The following is a 15,875-nucleotide window of genomic DNA, read 5'->3' on the forward strand; positions in this document are numbered from 1 at the left end:
GTAGCGTTCTGTATTGCTGTGAAAAAAGGCGCTCTGATGTCGTTAAGCCGAAATACGCTTCTTCTTGTACAAACCGGGACTCCGCCGGATGAAATCGTCTCCGACCACGGCGATCTTCCCCTCTGGTTTGGCAATTTACTGGCGCCGTGGCGCAAAAAAATCAGCGTGGCGCGCGTCTATGCCGGAGAGCCGCTTCCCGCGCCGGATAACGCGACCATCGCGGTGATTACCGGCTCCTGGGATATGGTGACCGAACGCCTGCCGTGGAGTGAAATGACCGCGGCCTGGATCCGCGAGGCGATGGCGATAGAGATGCCGCTGTTTGGCGTTTGCTACGGGCATCAGCTGATGGCGCACGCCCTGGGGGGGGAGGTGGACTACCATCCAGCCGGACGCGAAGCCGGAAGTAAAACCATTTCGCTGTCCGCACACGGCCTGGCGGATCGTCTGCTGGCTGACCACCCGGCGCCGTTCAGCGCGCACCTCACGCATATGCAAACGGTCACCCGATTACCGCCAGGGGCGAAGGTGCTGGCTTCGTCGCAGCACGACCCTCACCAGATTGTACGCTACGGCACGCATGCCGTTTCTACGCAGTTTCATCCGGAGATCACCCCGGCGATTGCCCGCTCGCTGATCGCGTTCCGCCAGGCGGCGCTGCGCAACGAGGGGGTTGACCCGGACAGGCTGAGTCGTGACGTTGTGGAGAGCCCGGTGGCCTCGGCGATTCTGACCCGCTTTGTCGCAGGCTACCTGCAGCCAGACCTGAACCCGGCTTAACCTCAGCGCTGTTTTTCCGCGAGCCAGGCCGCCGTTTCACCGAGGATTTCGTCGGAAAACGTTGAATCCGCGGTCATCCGCGCCAGAATTAACGCGCCGACCATGGCCGACCAGCTGCCAATCGCCGCGCGGCGGCTGGCTTGAGCGTCCCGTTCATCCATCGCTTCACTGAGCTGCGCTATCTGTTGCTGCAGCCGCGCGCTCATTTCGTCACGCGCGGGTTCGGACTGGCGGATGGTTTCCGCCGCCAGCGCCGCCAGCGGGCAGCCGCTGGCAAAATTATCCCGATGTTCGGGGGAAAGATAACGCTCGATTTGCGCGACGACGTCGTTTTTCGCCGCGTCGTTCTCTATCTTCAGTTCCGCGAGGGTTTGGGCGATCAGGTCATCCTTCGATTTGAAGTAGCCGTAGAATCCGCCGTGGGTCAGACCGGCTGATTTCATAATATCGGTGACCGTGACCGCGTCAAAACCCCGCTCGCGAAACAACCGCCCGGCGGCGGTCAGGATTGTCTGCTTATTCTCTTCAACCTGTTTTCTGCTCACTCTCATGGCGTCGTCCTGCTGCGAAATTATTTATGATGACCATCATATAACATTATTTACAGCATACACAGCCCGTGCCATTATACATGACGACAATCATGTATAAATTGAGGAGTACACCTATGAGCAGTGAATCAGCGGTGCTGGTAACCGGCGCATCGACCGGAATTGGCGCAGTCTATGCCGAACGTTTTGCCCGCCGCGGCCATGACCTGGTGCTGGTCGCGCGTAATCACGAGCGGCTGACGGCGCTGGCCGAGCGGCTGCGCGACGAAACCGGCGTTCAGGTCGACATCCTGCAGGCCGACTTAACCCAGGATAGCGACATCGCCGCCGTGGAGCAGCGGCTGCGGGAAGACGCGCGTATCAGGATTCTGGTCAACAATGCCGGCACCTCGATTCCCGGTGATTTCCTCCACCAGAGCAGTGACGATATCACTCGCCTGATTACCCTCAACGTGACCTCTGTGGCTCGCCTGGCGAACGCGATCGCGCCGCGTCTGGCCGAGGCCGCAGAGGGGGCGATTGTCAACATTGCATCGGTCGTTGGGCTGGGTCCGGAAATGGGGTTGACCGTCTACGGCGCCACGAAAGCCTTTGTGCTGTTTCTCTCGCAGGGACTCGACGTTGAGCTGAGCGCGAAAGGCGTATACGTTCAAGCGGTACTGCCGGCGGCAACGCGCACCGAGATTTGGCAGCACAGCGGCAAAGACGTGGATACCATTCCCGGCGTCATGGAGGTGGATAAACTGGTGGATGCCGCCCTGGTGGGGTTCGACCGCCGCGAATCGGTGACCATACCGCCGCTGCATGATGAAACGCAGTGGCAGACGCTGAACGCGACGCGTCAGGCCATGCTCCCCGGCTTTGCGCAATCTGAACCCGCGGCCCGTTACCTGTCGCGATCGTGAGTTTGTCGCACCGTGTATCGGAAAGGAGAGTCGATACACGGTGCGACAACATCCCGCCATGTCACGCCCGGCGCAGATACAACGCCTTTGGAAGGCAGTGCTGCGCACAGCTATCATCGGGCCGGTAGCCCGGGCAGGCGCTTTGCGCCGCCCCCGGGAGAAGAGCGCTGAGTGGCAGAATACCCGGAGGCGGTGCTGCGCACCTGTCCGGGCTACAGGTTCACAGCCATCTTCAGGCCGGTAGCCTCAATATCGTGACAACGTCACAAATTCAGGGCGAAAAACCATTAAAAAAGCCGATAAGGTGAGTTATCGGCTTTCAAGGTTAATGCGAAAACACATTTACTGCGCCAGCAGCTCCTGGGCGGTACGCTCTACCAGACTCAGCAGCACCTTCACGTCCTCTAACGTCACGATCGGGTTCAGCAGCGTCAGCTTCAGACAGGTGACGCCGTTGTGCTCGGTCACGCCGACGTTAGCGCGACCGGAAGCCAGCAGCGCATCGCCAACCCGCTGGTTGAGCAGGGCGATCGCGGCATCGTCGCTGCCCGCCATCTGCTGCGGACGGGAACGGAACAGCACGCTCGCCAGCTGCGGCTGCATGACCAGCTCCAGTGTCGGCTGCGTTTTGACGTAATCCGCCACGTTCAGCGCCATCGTCACGCCGTGATCGATGATTTCCGCGTACTGCTTCTGGCCCAGCGCCTCCAGGCCCATCCACAGCTTCAGCGCGTCGAAGCGGCGGGTGGTCTGCAGCGATTTGGATACCAGGTTCGGTACGCCGTGCTCTTCATCGAACTCAGAGTTCAAATAGGCCGCCTGATAGCGCATCAGCTCATAGTGACGGGCTTCTTTTAACAGAAACGCGCCGCAGCTGATGGTCTGGAAGAACTGCTTGTGGAAATCCAGGGTGATGGAGTCCACTAAGTCAATGCCGTCCAGACGATCGCGATACTTCTCGGACATCAGCAGCGCGCCGCCCCAGGCCGCGTCAACGTGCAGCCAGATCTGGTGCTCTGCCGCGACGGCCGCAATCTCGCGCAGCGGGTCGATTGCCCCCGCGTCGGTGGTGCCGGCGGTGGCAACGATGGCCATAATCTGTTCGCCGTTAGCCTGCGCCTCGGCGATTTTCGCTTTCAGATCCGCCACGTCCATCCGCGCGAATTCGTCGGTTTTCACCAGCGTCACGGAACGGTAGCCGAGGCCCATCAGCGCCATGTTCTTCTGCACCGAGAAGTGGGCGTTTTCTGAACACAGCACTTTGTACTGACGAATATCGCCCGGCAGACCATCCTGCTGGATGGAATGACCCCGGCGGGCAAAGAAGGCATCGCGCGCCAGCATCAGGCCCATCATGTTGCTCTGGGTGCCGCCGCTGGTGAAAACGCCCGCATCGCCGGCGCCGTAGCCGACCTGAGCGCGCAGCCATTCAATCAGCTTGATCTCGATGATGGTGGCTGACGGGCTTTGGTCCCAGGAGTCCATGCTCTGGTTGGTGGCGTTAATCAGCACTTCCGCCGCCTGGCTAATCACCAGGCTCGGGCAGTGCAGATGCGCCACGCACTGCGGGTGATGTACCGACAGGCTGTCTTTCAGGAAGTACTCGATCGCACGTTCAATCGCCGCCTGGTTGCCCAGACCCTGTTCGTTGAAATCAAGGGTGATTCGCTCACGCAGTTCGTCAACGCTTTTCCCCTGATACATTTCAGGCTGCTGCAGCCACTGCGCTACCGCCTGGCTGGTCTGGGCGATCGCTTGCTGGTAGGCATCAATACTTTGCGCGGAACCAGCAAGAATCGGATTCAACTTGGACATTGCGGTCACTTACTCCACTCAGACCGGTTTTACGCCGGCGGCCAGCAGGGCCTGTTCAAATTTGTCGAAGAAAATTTCCAGCTCAGCGTTGCTGATCAGCAGGGACGGCAGCAGACGCAGCACGCAGCCGTGGCGACCGCCGCGCTCGAGGATCAGACCCGCTTCGAAGCATTTCTTCTGCAGCAGCGCGGAGAGTTCGCCATCCGCCGGGTAGCAGCCCATGTGGTCCGGCGCTTCGTTCGGTTTAACGATCTCGATGCCGATCATCAGGCCCAGACCGCGAACGTGGCCGATAACCGGATAGCGTTTCTGCATCTCGGCCAGCTTGCCTTTCAGCCATTCGCCCTGAGCGGCGGTTTTATCCGCAATGTTATTGTCTTTCAGGTGGCGCAGGGTGGTCAGGCCGGTGGCCATCGCCAGCTGGTTGCCGCGGAAGGTGCCGGTATGGTGACCCGGTTCCCAGGCGTCGAACTGCTTTTTGATACCGAGAACGGCCAGCGGCAGACCGCCGCCAACGGCTTTCGACATCACGATAATGTCCGGCTCGATGCCCGCGTGTTCGAAGGCGAAGAATTTACCGGTACGCGCAAAGCCAGCCTGAACTTCATCGATGATCAGCAGAATGCCGTGTTCCTGAGTCACTTTACGGATGCGCTGCAGCCACTCGACCGGAGCCGGGTTCACGCCGCCTTCACCCTGAACGGCTTCCAGGATCACCGCCGCCGGTTTACGCACGCCGCTTTCGACGTCATTGATCAGGTTTTCGAAGTAGTAAGTCAGCGCTTTCACGCCGGCTTCACCGCCGATACCCAGCGGGCAGCGGTACTGGTGCGGGTAAGGCATAAACTGCACTTCCGGCATCATGCCGTTAACCGCCGCTTTTGGCGACAGGTTGCCGGTGACGGACAGCGCGCCGTGGGTCATTCCATGGTAGCCGCCGGAGAAGCTGATCACGGAAGAACGGCCGGTGTATTTTTTCGCCAGCTTCAGCGCCGCTTCCACGGCGTCAGCGCCGGACGGACCGGTGAACTGCAGGCAGTATTCTTTGCCTTCGCCCGGCAGCAGGGAAAGCAGGTATTCAGAGAAGCGATCTTTTAACGGAGTGGTCAGATCGAGAGTATGTAACGGCAAGCCGCTGGTAATGACACTTTGGATGCTCTGCAGCACATCAGGGTGGTTGTGGCCGAGTGCCAGAGTACCTGCGCCGGCAAGGCAGTCCAGATACTGTTTATTATCCGCATCGGTCAGCCAGACGCCTTCCGCTTTGGTAATCGCAAGGGGCAGCTTGCGCGGGTAGCTCCTGACATTCGATTCGAATTCAGCCTGACGGGCCAAAAAGGTATCGTTGTTTGCATCTAATAAATCTGCGCCTAAAGTATCAATACGGACTTTATCCGTCATCATATCACTCCCACAACCAGCGTTACGGTTGAGCGCTGGTTGAATAAATTGGTGTAAGAAATTGAATCGCCATGCATTAAAGCGGGCACAATATATGGCTTTTTAGATACGCATTCAACGTTTTATTGATTAAGGTATATTTACGTTATTTTTACACAGGCAAAAACCAACGTAACCATTTGATTTAAATCAGGTGTTTTAAAGGATAAAAGACCTTTAAAATTGTAATTATTAGTGAGGAAGTTTCTCGTTTTTTAATACTGCCGGGCGGGCATTGCTGGCGAAAAGTTTCCGCCAGCAATGGCATGACTCAATGCAGCTCAACCGCATAATTTGTTAAAGGTGTGACTTTTTTCACCAACTTATTGTTATATAAAAACTGTTCATAAGCTTCATACCGTGGTTTATCCAGCGCCGCGGGATCGCTGGCAAACAGAGGAAGGGTTTTCAGCCATGCCTGCTTGTTCAGTTCGGTGTTGAGCTCGGGATGCGCGGCGGCAAACGTCTGCCAGGTTTCCTGCGGGTGAGCGCGCAGGTAAGCGACGCCTTTTTGCAGCGCCTTGAGGAAGGCCCTGATTTTCGCCGCGTGGACTTCATCCCGGTTGGCGACAATCACCAGCTCGTCGTAGGCCGGTACGCCGTAATCCTCAACGTTCATCACCTGCGGATCTTTCCCCTGCAGCTTCAGCTCCAGCGCTTCGATATTACGATAGCCGCCAATGACCGCGTCGACCTGTCCGGCCAGCAGGGCGCTGGTCAGCTGGAAGTTAACATTGATGAGCTTGATGCTTTTGGGATCGATTTTCGCATGCTGCGCCATGGTGGCCAGCGTCGCCTGTTCGATGCCGCTCACCGAATACCCCACTTTTTTGCCCTGCAGATCGGCGGGAGATTTTATGCTTTTATCCAGCGCGATCACCGTATTCAGCGGCGAATTAATCAGCGTGCCGACGCGGACCAGCGGCAGCCCTTCATCAGCAAAAAAATGCACCTGCGGCTGGTAGGTAATCGCCAGGTCCGCCTGGCGGGCGGCGACCAGCCGCGGCGGCAGCGCCGGGTCGGACGGCGGCACAATCTTGACGTCCAGCCCCGCGTCTTTAAAGGCGCCAATCTGTTCGGCCACCAGGATCGGCGCGTGGTCGGGATTGATATACCAGTCCAGCACCAGGGTGAGTTTCTCGTTGGCCAGCGCCTGACCGCTGAACAGCGCGGCAATCGTCATACCGGCATAAACACGTTTACGCATGATTAGTCCTTTTATTTAAGAGCGTTATTCCGGCGTCCAGTTAATCAGCCGGTGTAAGAAAGCATCCACCGCCAGCCAGAGCAGGACGGTCAGTAGCACCAGAATAAACAGGGCCGCAAAGCAGATATCGGTTTGCAGACGGGCGTTGGCGTTAAGCATCACGTAGCCCAATCCTTCGGCTGAACCGACCCATTCGCCGATGATCGCCCCGATGGGGGCGACGGCGGCCGCCATCCGCAGGCCGGAACCGAGGGCCGGAAGGGCAGCCATCAGGCGAACGTGGCGCAGCTGCGCGCCAAAAGAGGCCCCCATCGTGCGTGCCAGATCGAGATAGTCGTGGTTAACCCGGCGCAGACCGTCAAAAAACGCTGAGGTGACGGGAAAGAAAATCACCAGCACCGCCATCATGACCTTAGCGCTCATGCCGAAACCGAACCACAGCACCAGCAGCGGGGCAAGGGCGAAAACCGGGATCGCCTGACTGGTCAGCACCAGCGGCATCAGCCAGCGCTGAAGGCGAGGCGAGACAATCATGCACAGCGCCAGGATCACGCCGAGCAGAACGCCGAGCGCGAGGCCGCTGAGGATCTCGCTTAATGTGATCAGCGTATGTTCGCCGAGGTACGCGCGGTTGACCCACAGAGCGCTTGCCACCGCCGAGGGGGAAGGCAGCAGGAAAGCGGGAATGCCGCTGCGGGTCGCCAGCCACCAGAGCAGCAGCAGGCCGCAGAACACCACGGCGGCGCGAAACAGTTTTGCGCTCATCCGTTAGCCCTTATGAGCTGTTGCAGCAGCTCCGCCTGGCTGGCCAACAGCGCCGGGTCGTCCGGCGCGCGCGGCGGCATGCCGGAGAGGTGATGCCCGTCGTCAATCCCGCCGGGAGCGGGGGAAAGGACCAGCAGACGGTGGCTCAGGCGGCAGGCTTCCATCGGGTCGTGGGTGATCAGCACGACGGTGCGGTTTACCAGCAGCCCGGCGGCAAGGGTCTGAATGCGCGTGCGGGTAATCGTGTCGAGCGCGGAAAAGGGCTCGTCCATCAGCACGATGGGCCGGTCTTCGTAGAGCGTACGCGCCAGCGCCGCACGCTGGCGCATGCCGCCTGAGAGGGCGGCCGGGCGGTCGCCGGCGCAGTGTTCAAGGCCAACCTGCTGTAACAGCGCGGCAACCCGCCGATGGTCCACGCGCTCCCCGCGCAGACGCGCGCCAAGCGAGACGTTGTCGCGCACGCTTAACCACGGATACAGCAGATCTTTTTGCCCCATCCACGCCAGCCGCTTGTTTATTGGCTGCCCGTCGCTGGCGCGAACCTCACCGGCGGTGGCTTTTGCCAGCCCGGCGATAATACGCAGCAGGCTGGTCTTTCCGGCGCCGCTGGCCCCCAGCAGCGATACCCACTGGCCGCCGGGGATAGTGAACGTCAGATTGTCGAAGATCTGCCGCGAGCCAAAGCGCAGGCCCAGGCCGCGCACCTCAATTCCGGGAGCCGTCACGCCGGGCGCTCCGCGACGGCGTTAAGGCCCATCTGCCAGAAGTTAGCCTCCAGACGCGTGGCGGTGGTGAAAATAGCGCTGAGTTCAGCGAAACGCGCCTCACCGCCGCGCTGCCGCCAGAGGGTTTCCAGCAGGCCGATGGCGTTATTGACGCCGTTCAGGTAACCCTCATCGCCGTAGTTGCGGATCCACGAGGCATAAGGATTGGCGGTCAGCCGGGTCGCCGGATCGTGCAGCAGGCCGAGGCCGATTTCCGCGTAGCCGGCAACGCAGGGCATCAGCGCCGCCAGCAGATCCAGGGCGTCGCCGGAGTGGCCGATGTCCAGTACGTAGCGGGTGTAGTTGACGGTTTCCGCGGCTTCCGTTTCGGCGGCCATCGTCGCTTCATCCAGCTCCCATTCCCGGCAGTAGCCAACGTGGAGCGGCAGTTCGTCGAGAATGGCGTTCATCGACGCGGCGGCAGCGCGCATTTCCGCCAGGGTGCGCAGCTTGCTGACCAGCAGGGCGTAGCTGCGGGCGAAGTGGATCAGAAATAGATAGTCCTGCGTCAGATAGCGGCGAAAAGCGGGCTCGGGGAGGGTACCGTTGGCGAGCTGGCGCAGGAAGGGGTGGGCGACGTAGTGCTGCCAGTCGGCGCCGGCCTGCTGACGCAGACGACCATAAATACCCTGGGTAAACGCGGGAAGAATCACAGGACCTCCTGAAAAAAGGGAGATCCGGGCGTGCTGAAAGAAGTGTGAACAGGCAATGGCGCAAAACTGGCGGAAATGCCGACCCGTCCCTTCGCTGGCATGACCCAGATCAGGTTCAAAGGGTTCGGCTTACGCCATCTCAGCCCTCACGGGACACCCCTCGGTTTGGCCCCTGTTATACGACATTCCCTTTTTGATTACAATGCTGTGAATTTTATGAGGAAAGGTGACGTTGTCACGTGTGAGTGTCGCGAGAAAGGGCTTTGTACATCGCGGCAGCCCGGCGGCGGCTGATGCCTTGCCGGGCGCGTATTATCAAAGGATCAGTGAAATTCTACCCAGCTGGCGCCGCTGTCTGCTGAACGTACGCACTTCTCGACCCAGTGCACGCCGAGCGCCCCGGCTCTGGCATCCGGATACCAGAAGTTTTCCAGCAAAGCGGCGTCGCGACGGTCGGTGGCATCCATGGCGATGGCAAAGCGGCGATACAGATTCGACCAGGCCTCAAACAGCCCTTCGGGATGGCCGCCGCCGATCCGGTCGTCCTGGAGGGCCAGCGGATCGAGATAGGACATTCCGCGTTCGAGGATGCGCACCGGCTCGCCCTGAATTTCGTAGCGCAGCTGGTTCGGCTGTTCATCCCACCACTCCAGGCTGGCTTTCTCCCCGACGATGCGGACTTTCTGTCCGTGCATTGAGCCGCTGTTGACCGCCGAGCACCACATCGACCCTACGGCGCCGTTGTCGTACTCCATCAGCACATGCGCGTTATCCTCCAGCGGCGCGCGGCTTTTGACAAAGCTCTGGCGGGAGCACATCAGGCGAGTGATATTAAGCTTCGGCGCCATGGTCTCCGCCAGGAACAGCGGGTGGGTGGCCAGATCGCCCAGCACGTAGCTGGGGCCGACGAATTTCGGGTCCACCCGCCAGCGGGTGCTGGGGTTATCCTGCTCTACCGGCTGGTTATGGAAACCGTGGGCGAACTGCATATTGATGATGCGGATCTCGCCCAGCAGCCCCTGTTCAATCATCTGCCGCGCCTGCAGAATCAGCTGATGCCCGGCGTAGCCGTAGGTGACGCCGATGATTTTGCGCTGTTTTTCGCTCAGGGCCACCAGCGCGTCGGCCTCTTCGCCGGTAAAACAGAGCGGTTTTTCGCAGACCACATGCAGTCCGGCCTCCAGCGCCGCGCGGCAAATGGCGTAGTGAGTGTTGTTTGGCGTGGCGATGGAGACCGCTTCAATGCCGTCTTCCCGCGCCGCCTCTTCGCGAAACAACGTTTCGTAGTCGGGGTAACAGCGCCCGGCCTCCACGCCCAGCTGCTGGCCAAACTCGCGCCCGCGCCGGGGGTCAATATCAAAGGCTCCGGCCAGCAGGGTAAACGATCCGTCACGCAGCGCCGCAGAGCGGTGAATATAGCCAATCTGGCTGCTTCCGCCGCCGCCCACCATGCCCCAGCGCAAGGAGCGGCCAACAGGTTTAATACCGTTAATCATGTGTTTTCTCCCGATTAAAAACCAACCGAGCGCAGGTAGCGCAGGCTTTCCGTGACCGCCTGCAGGCTGCCCTCGACGTTGCGCGGATCGCGCTCTTGCTCAATGGTGATCCAGCCCTGATAGCCCCGCTTGTCGAGAAAGGCGCGCACCGCCGGATAATCAATGGCGCCGCTGCCGAGCGGGCACATCACCCCCTCCGCGCAGGCGGAGAAGAAGTCGATGCCGCGGGAAATCACGCTCCTGAACACCTGCGGGTCGACATCTTTAAAGTGCAGGTAGTCAAGGCGATCAAAATGGCGATCCAGCCAGCTGATGGGGTCCATGCCCGAATAGAAGAGATGGCCGGTGTCGAGACATAAACCGGCTACGTCATGGGGGATTTGCGCCGCCAGCAGATCGATTTCATCGGCAAACTCAATGCAGCCGCCGGCGTGAGGATGGATAACCGGGCGAACGCCGTACTCCTGCCACGCCAGTCGGCTGATGGTCACAATGTGGTCGACCATCCGCTGCCAGTCGGCGGGTGACAGGCGGGGAGCCCGCTCGCCGCGCCCTGCATATTTCGCCCGCTGCGGATTGCCGAAATCAATAATGACCAGATAAGGCGGCTGGAAGGGGTTGCCCGGCGTCTTTTCCGCCGACGGCACCTGCGAAAGGTTGCGGCAGAGGTTATGCGTCAGTTCGACAATATTCGCGAAGTTCTCTTCGCTGACCAGATCGTCGAAGATCGTTCCGGCAACCAGCGACAGCCCCTGTTTATTCAGCGCTGCGCTGAGTTCATCGGCCCGGGTCGGCAGATAGCTCCACGGGCCCAGTTCAATGCTTTTATAACCGGCGGTCGCCGCTTCTTCCAGTACCTTGGACCACGGCGGCAGATAAGGGTTTTTGGGATCATCGACGCCCCAGCTGCACGGCGCGTTGGCAATATGTATGGTCATGATGGCTTCCTTTTCAGATGAGGAGAAAACATGACCAGTATTGAATGAAAATTTCATATCCAACAATGATGAAATTTAAATTCTTTGATGGTATTCAAGGTTTATTTTGATAACATAAATGATAGTTTTTTATCAAATGCAGCGCTGAAGCGGGGCGCGGCGACTTTACCCGCGCCTGCGGCAATCAGAGGTTTTCTTTAGTGAGGAGGTCAAACGGCTGCAGAGCGTTGATAAACGCCACCTGCGGCTGGCTGGCGGCGTGGACAAACGCGTTGATGGTGGCGGCGGCAAATTCGTCAAGCCGATGGGTAAGCATGAGATCGATAGTGCCGTCAATTAGCGCCAGCTCGCCGCTATCCACCGGGCCATGACAAATCAGGGTGACCTGATGCTGGCGCTGGCGCGCGCGCAGGGCGGCGACAATCCCTTCCACGCCGCCGCAGGGCGCGTAAATGGCCTTGAGATCGGGGTACTGTTGCAGCATCTCTTCCGTAACCTGGCGCGCGACATCGGCGCGTTCGTGGCTGCGCACCGGTTCAAGCACCCGATCGCCTTTGCCCTGTTCACGCAGGTAGGAGCGGAAACTTATCTCGCAGCTTTCCTGACAAATAAACCGATTATCGCCGACGATAATGCCAATTTCGCCGTCGTCGTGGCACAGCCTGTCCACCGCCCAACCGGCGGTGCGGCCCGCTTTCTGGTTATCCAGCCCGATATAGCCGGTACGCTGCGGGATGCTCATATCGGAGAGCAGGGTGAAGACGCGGACGCCTTTTTCGATGGCCTGCACGACCGCATGGCGGATAAGCGGATTATCCAGCGCGACAATACCGATAACGTCGACCGTATCGCTCAGACGGGCGATCGCGGCGGCCATATCGTCGATGGCGTTAATATCATAATGCAGGAAAGCGGGGGCCTGCGCCGGGCTATGCCACGGTAACGCCGCCTGCTCCAGCGCCTGCGCCAGCTGATGGTAAAACGAGTGTGACTGCTGTAGCAGAATGAAGCCCATTCTGAGGGCTACCGCCGGCCGATCCGCCGCCAGCCGATAGCGGGATTGCTCCAGCGCGAAGCCTAAGCGCCGCGCGGATTCCAGCACTTTACGTTCGGTGCTCTCTTTCACGGGCGTGCGTTTATTGAGCACCCTGTCCACCGTCGCGATACCGACTCTGGCCTCTTTGGCGATATCCGCCATGGTGACTTTTTTTGCTGACATGATTCTCTTCCTTTGAGGGTAATGATAAAAAGCTATCATTATTGTGACAGGCAAACAGCGAGGCGGGTCAGACTTCAGGAAAATCATTTCGCCGCACTGGCTTCATTGACCTGATATTCAACCGCCAGGGTCTACACTAAGTGCATCCCCACTCAGGAACAGGATGTTATGACGTATTCCCTCTCAAAAAAATTCCTCGCCGCCACCTCTGCGCTGCTACTGCTCTCCATGAGCGCGGTCCCGGCCAGCGCCGCCGCCGATAATAGCGACGCGGTCTCTCCGCTCAGCGCCGGAAATGGCTTAAGCGAAGCGGCAAAGCAGTATCTCCTGCGCTATCCCTCCCGCAGCGGCGTGGACGGCAAAACCGCCCGCGAAGATACCGCCGCGGTCTTTATTCCGTTTGGCGCCACCCCGGAAGGGGGATGGCCGGTTGTGGTCTGGGCCCACGGTACCGTGGGCGTGGCTAATCACTGCGCGCCGTCGTTAAACCCGCGCAGCGATCGCGATAAGCAGTACCTGAACACCTGGCTGTCGCTGGGCTACGCGGTGGTCGCGCCGGATTATGCCGGTCTGGGTTCGTCTGGCCTGCACCATTATCTTAATGCCCGCGGCGAAGCGTGGAGCGTGCTTGATAGCGTTCGCGCCGCCCTGAAACAGTTCCCGCTGAAAAATGAACTCATTCTGGTCGGACAGTCGCAGGGCGCGCACGCCGCGTTCGCCAGCGCCGGATATCAACCCCACTACGCGCCGGAGCTGAATGTTCGCGCAACGGTGCTGACCGGAACGCCGTATTTTGAGAAGGGGACCACCGCAGCCGACATTCTTCCGCCGGCAGGCGGCAAAGCGCCGAGCGGCGGCGACCCGAAAATACCCTATATTTTCTATATTTACCTCTCGGCTGCCGATAGCAACCCGCAGCTCAATCCGGCTGATTATTTCCAGGATAAAGCGCTGCCGCTGCTGAAAGAGGCGAGCAATTTATGCATTACGCCGCTCAACGATGAAGTGATGAAGGCCGGTCTGAATGCGGCTAATGCCCTGAAGCCGGGGGTGGATTCGCTGTTAAACGCCAGCGTGGGCGCCATGCTCTACCCGACGCTGAAAATCGATCACCCGGTGTTTATCGGTATCGGCAGCGCGGATATTAACGTGCCGACGGCAATGCAAAAACGCTTTGCGGACGCGGTGAAAAGCGCGGGAACCCGTGCGGACGTGCATATTTATGAGGGGCTGGATCATAGCGGTACGGTTAACCCGTCTTTACGCGACTCGGTGCCGTTTTTGATTAAGACGCTCAACGATAAGCGGTAGCGGCGAAGGGATGATGAGCCGCCCTGAGCAAGGGGCGGTTCAGCACAGGTATGGCGTCGATTACCAGTATTTGGGGATCAGATAGCCATACATAACGACGGCGACAACAATCATCAGCGTAATAATCGCCCAGTCGGCTTTTAGTGATTTTACCGCGTTCATAAGTTCCTCTTTTTCAATGAATCACCGGGTAACGTTACCGCCGTCACGCCTGCATGTAGGTGATGGAGATCACATAAAAAACATTTGTCATACAAATAAAGTGTGTCAATTTTTTTACTCTTCTCAGCAATATTTTGCCCGCTCATTCGTCTACCTCCGCACAGGGTAATTATTCAATAGCGTAATGAGGTAAACAGACGATGAGAGATATCGATATGCACGGTCAGCACCACCATCACCGCTTTGGCCGCCACAGAATGGCGAAGCCGCTTCTTATCGGCGTGGCGCTAATCGCCATACTTGGGCTGCTGGTGATGTCGCTGTGGAATGCGCTGCTGCCGGCCATCCTTGGGGTGAAGAGCATTGGCTTCTGGCAGGCGTTAGGTGTGCTGGCGCTGTCGCGGATCCTGTTCGGCGGTCTCGGCTTTCGCCCGGGAATGTTCGGCATCGGTAACGCGCGGCGTCGGATGCATGAACGCTGGATGAACATGAGCCCGGAGCAGCGCGATGAGTTTGTGCAGCGCTTTGGCCACCGCGGGCATCGCGGCCACTGCGGCTGGCGCGACCGCCGCAGCGAGCATGCTCCGCAGCAGGAGAGTTCGCCTAAAAGCGCGGATCCCGAGTGAGCACAATGAAAAACAGGATCGTGGCGCCATCACGGCTTGTTTCCGCCCTCGATGCCTGCCGGTCGCGGCTGAAGGCTTTTATTCGCGGACGGACCCCGCTGCGCGATGAGGCGGACGATATCCTGCAGGAAGTGACGTATCAGCTCATTCGCGTCGAGCAGCCGGTGGAGAATATCGCCGCCTGGTTGTTCCGGGCGGCGCGTAACGAGATGACCGACAGGGCGAGAAAAAAGCGCGAGCTGCCGCTGGCGGGCGGTTTCAGCGACGAGGAGGAGGGCGATTTTCCCGAGGATGAGCTGGCCGAAACGCTGTTTGGCGTTGCGCAAACGCCGGAGGATGAGTATCTGAAAGCGCTGCTCTGGGAGGAGTTAAGTCAGGCGCTCTCGGAGCTGCCGCCTGCCCAGCGTGAAGCCTTTGAGAAAACCGAACTGCATGGCTACAGCTACCGGGAGCTGGCAGAGGAGTCCGGCGTCAGCGAACAGGCGCTGCTCTCACGTAAGCATAAAGCGGTACTCTACCTTCGTACCCGCCTGCGCGCGCTGTACGATGAACTGCTGGCCAGTTAGGCATTCTCCGGCTCCTGCTGTAGGGGCCGGAGAGGTGCGTTTAAACCGCTGATTGAATTATTGCCTGTAGCCCCAGGCCGTGAGGAAGGCGCTAATCGCGCATTCGGCGAGCTGCTCCAGCCTCTCTGGCGCCACCGCTTTTTGCGCAATTAAGGCCCCCGGCAGCGGATAGCCCATAATCGCGCCGAGAAACGCCGTCGCCTCTATCTCCGGGTCGCTGAGGGTCAGCAGACCTTCGTCTTGTTTCTGCGCCAGGATATCGCTCAGCGCCTGCAGTACGCGGCCTGAGGGGCGCTGTTCGAGCGTGACGTAAAGCTCGGGCTTTTGCACCAGCACCTGGATCAGCAGGCGCTGAAAGTGAATATTCTCCGGCGCATAAAAGTGTTGTTGCACCACTTTCGCAAACCCGCGCAGCAGCGCGGGAAGATCCTGCTGACGATCCTGCAAAAGCTGGCGCAGGGGCGGCTGCATGGTGTCATTGAGAAACGCGAACGTCTCCAGCAGCAGCGCGTCTTTGCCGCCGGGAAAATGGCTGTACAGGGTCGGGCGCGTGGTACCCGCTTCGGCGGCAATGGTATCCAGCGACACATCAAGCCCGTGGCTGAGAAACAGCTCACGGGCGGTTTGTAAAATGCGTGGGCGGGCTTTCATTGGCCGCCCGCGTTGATTTCCCATCA

General features: G+C 59.4%; 17 protein-coding genes and 1 riboswitch. Of the genes, 5 read left to right on the forward strand and 12 right to left on the reverse strand.

The features are described 5' to 3' along the window. The first annotated feature begins 36 nt into the window (after positions 1 to 36). Positions 37 to 780: a glutamine amidotransferase gene (locus tag ABLU87_RS10810; protein WP_122117673.1), complete on the forward strand. Its 744-nt coding sequence runs from the start codon at positions 37 to 39 to the stop codon at positions 778 to 780. 2 nt (positions 781 to 782) lie between these two features. Here ABLU87_RS10810 and ABLU87_RS10815 read toward each other — a convergent pair whose 3' ends face one another. Further along, a complete protein-coding gene (locus tag ABLU87_RS10815) occupies positions 783 to 1,331 on the reverse strand; it encodes a TetR/AcrR family transcriptional regulator (protein WP_122117674.1) in 549 nt (182 codons plus the stop codon). 116 nt (positions 1,332 to 1,447) lie between these two features. Between ABLU87_RS10815 and ABLU87_RS10820 the strand changes: the two genes are divergently transcribed. Further along, positions 1,448 to 2,236: an SDR family oxidoreductase gene (locus ABLU87_RS10820; RefSeq protein WP_122117675.1), complete on the forward strand. Its 789-nt coding sequence runs from the start codon at positions 1,448 to 1,450 to the stop codon at positions 2,234 to 2,236. 342 nt (positions 2,237 to 2,578) lie between these two features. Here the strand turns inward: ABLU87_RS10820 and ABLU87_RS10825 are convergent, their stop codons facing one another. The 9 genes from ABLU87_RS10825 to ABLU87_RS10865 form a co-directional block, all read right to left on the reverse strand. Further along, complete coding sequence (locus ABLU87_RS10825; protein ID WP_160740681.1) at positions 2,579 to 4,060, reverse strand: aspartate aminotransferase family protein; 1,482 nt, start codon at positions 4,058 to 4,060, stop codon at positions 2,579 to 2,581. 9 nt (positions 4,061 to 4,069) lie between these two features. Then, on the reverse strand, positions 4,070 to 5,455 hold the full coding sequence (locus ABLU87_RS10830) for a diaminobutyrate--2-oxoglutarate transaminase (protein WP_009652210.1): 1,386 nt from the start codon (positions 5,453 to 5,455) through the stop codon (positions 4,070 to 4,072). A gap of 307 nt (positions 5,456 to 5,762) precedes the next feature. Further along, positions 5,763 to 6,698 (reverse strand): ABC transporter substrate-binding protein, encoded by a 936-nt coding sequence (locus ABLU87_RS10835; protein ID WP_048263072.1) that lies wholly within the window; start codon positions 6,696 to 6,698, stop codon positions 5,763 to 5,765. Between the two features lie 24 nt (positions 6,699 to 6,722). Then, on the reverse strand, positions 6,723 to 7,463 hold the full coding sequence (locus ABLU87_RS10840; protein ID WP_004850829.1) for an ABC transporter permease: 741 nt from the start codon (positions 7,461 to 7,463) through the stop codon (positions 6,723 to 6,725). Next, the gene (locus ABLU87_RS10845; RefSeq protein ID WP_122117535.1) at positions 7,460 to 8,188 is read right to left on the reverse strand and encodes an ABC transporter ATP-binding protein; all 729 of its coding nucleotides are present in this window, start codon (positions 8,186 to 8,188) and stop codon (positions 7,460 to 7,462) included. Before ABLU87_RS10845 ends, ABLU87_RS10840 begins: the two co-directional genes overlap by 4 nt. Further along, on the reverse strand, positions 8,185 to 8,880 hold the full coding sequence (locus tag ABLU87_RS10850; RefSeq protein WP_122117536.1) for a TenA family protein: 696 nt from the start codon (positions 8,878 to 8,880) through the stop codon (positions 8,185 to 8,187). The genes ABLU87_RS10845 and ABLU87_RS10850 overlap by 4 nt, the downstream gene beginning before the upstream one ends. 69 nt (positions 8,881 to 8,949) lie before the next feature. Further along, positions 8,950 to 9,051: riboswitch (TPP riboswitch) on the reverse strand. Between the two features lie 152 nt (positions 9,052 to 9,203). Then, positions 9,204 to 10,376 (reverse strand): Gfo/Idh/MocA family oxidoreductase, encoded by a 1,173-nt coding sequence (locus ABLU87_RS10855; RefSeq protein WP_025108379.1) that lies wholly within the window; start codon positions 10,374 to 10,376, stop codon positions 9,204 to 9,206. Positions 10,377 to 10,390: 14 nt separating this feature from the next. Next, complete coding sequence (locus ABLU87_RS10860) at positions 10,391 to 11,314, reverse strand: TIM barrel protein (RefSeq protein ID WP_064404906.1); 924 nt, start codon at positions 11,312 to 11,314, stop codon at positions 10,391 to 10,393. 184 nt (positions 11,315 to 11,498) lie between these two features. Further along, positions 11,499 to 12,533: a LacI family DNA-binding transcriptional regulator gene (locus tag ABLU87_RS10865; protein ID WP_064404909.1), complete on the reverse strand. Its 1,035-nt coding sequence runs from the start codon at positions 12,531 to 12,533 to the stop codon at positions 11,499 to 11,501. A 168-nt stretch (positions 12,534 to 12,701) separates the two neighbouring features. Between ABLU87_RS10865 and ABLU87_RS10870 the strand changes: the two genes are divergently transcribed. Continuing rightward, complete coding sequence (locus tag ABLU87_RS10870) at positions 12,702 to 13,844, forward strand: alpha/beta hydrolase (protein WP_014838467.1); 1,143 nt, start codon at positions 12,702 to 12,704, stop codon at positions 13,842 to 13,844. A 60-nt stretch (positions 13,845 to 13,904) separates the two neighbouring features. On the opposite strand, the gene ykgR is transcribed toward ABLU87_RS10870, so the two are convergent. Further along, positions 13,905 to 14,006, reverse strand: coding sequence for a small membrane protein YkgR (gene ykgR / locus ABLU87_RS10875; RefSeq protein ID WP_004137159.1), 102 nt, complete (start codon positions 14,004 to 14,006; stop codon positions 13,905 to 13,907). 200 nt (positions 14,007 to 14,206) lie between these two features. Here ykgR and ABLU87_RS10880 point away from each other — a divergent pair, with 200 nt between their 5' ends. Together ABLU87_RS10880 and ABLU87_RS10885 are read left to right on the forward strand one after the other, a co-directional pair. Continuing rightward, positions 14,207 to 14,632 (forward strand): hypothetical protein, encoded by a 426-nt coding sequence (locus ABLU87_RS10880; protein ID WP_025108376.1) that lies wholly within the window; start codon positions 14,207 to 14,209, stop codon positions 14,630 to 14,632. 5 nt (positions 14,633 to 14,637) lie between these two features. Continuing rightward, a complete protein-coding gene (locus ABLU87_RS10885; protein ID WP_014229338.1) occupies positions 14,638 to 15,198 on the forward strand; it encodes an RNA polymerase sigma factor in 561 nt (186 codons plus the stop codon). A gap of 57 nt (positions 15,199 to 15,255) precedes the next feature. Here ABLU87_RS10885 and ABLU87_RS10890 read toward each other — a convergent pair whose 3' ends face one another. Then, a complete protein-coding gene (locus ABLU87_RS10890) occupies positions 15,256 to 15,873 on the reverse strand; it encodes a TetR/AcrR family transcriptional regulator (protein WP_032749122.1) in 618 nt (205 codons plus the stop codon). Between the last annotated feature and the right edge of the window lie 2 nt (positions 15,874 to 15,875).

Source organism: Klebsiella sp. CB_Kp196 (assembly GCF_040061575.1).
Lineage (GTDB): Bacteria > Pseudomonadota > Gammaproteobacteria > Enterobacterales > Enterobacteriaceae > Klebsiella > Klebsiella michiganensis.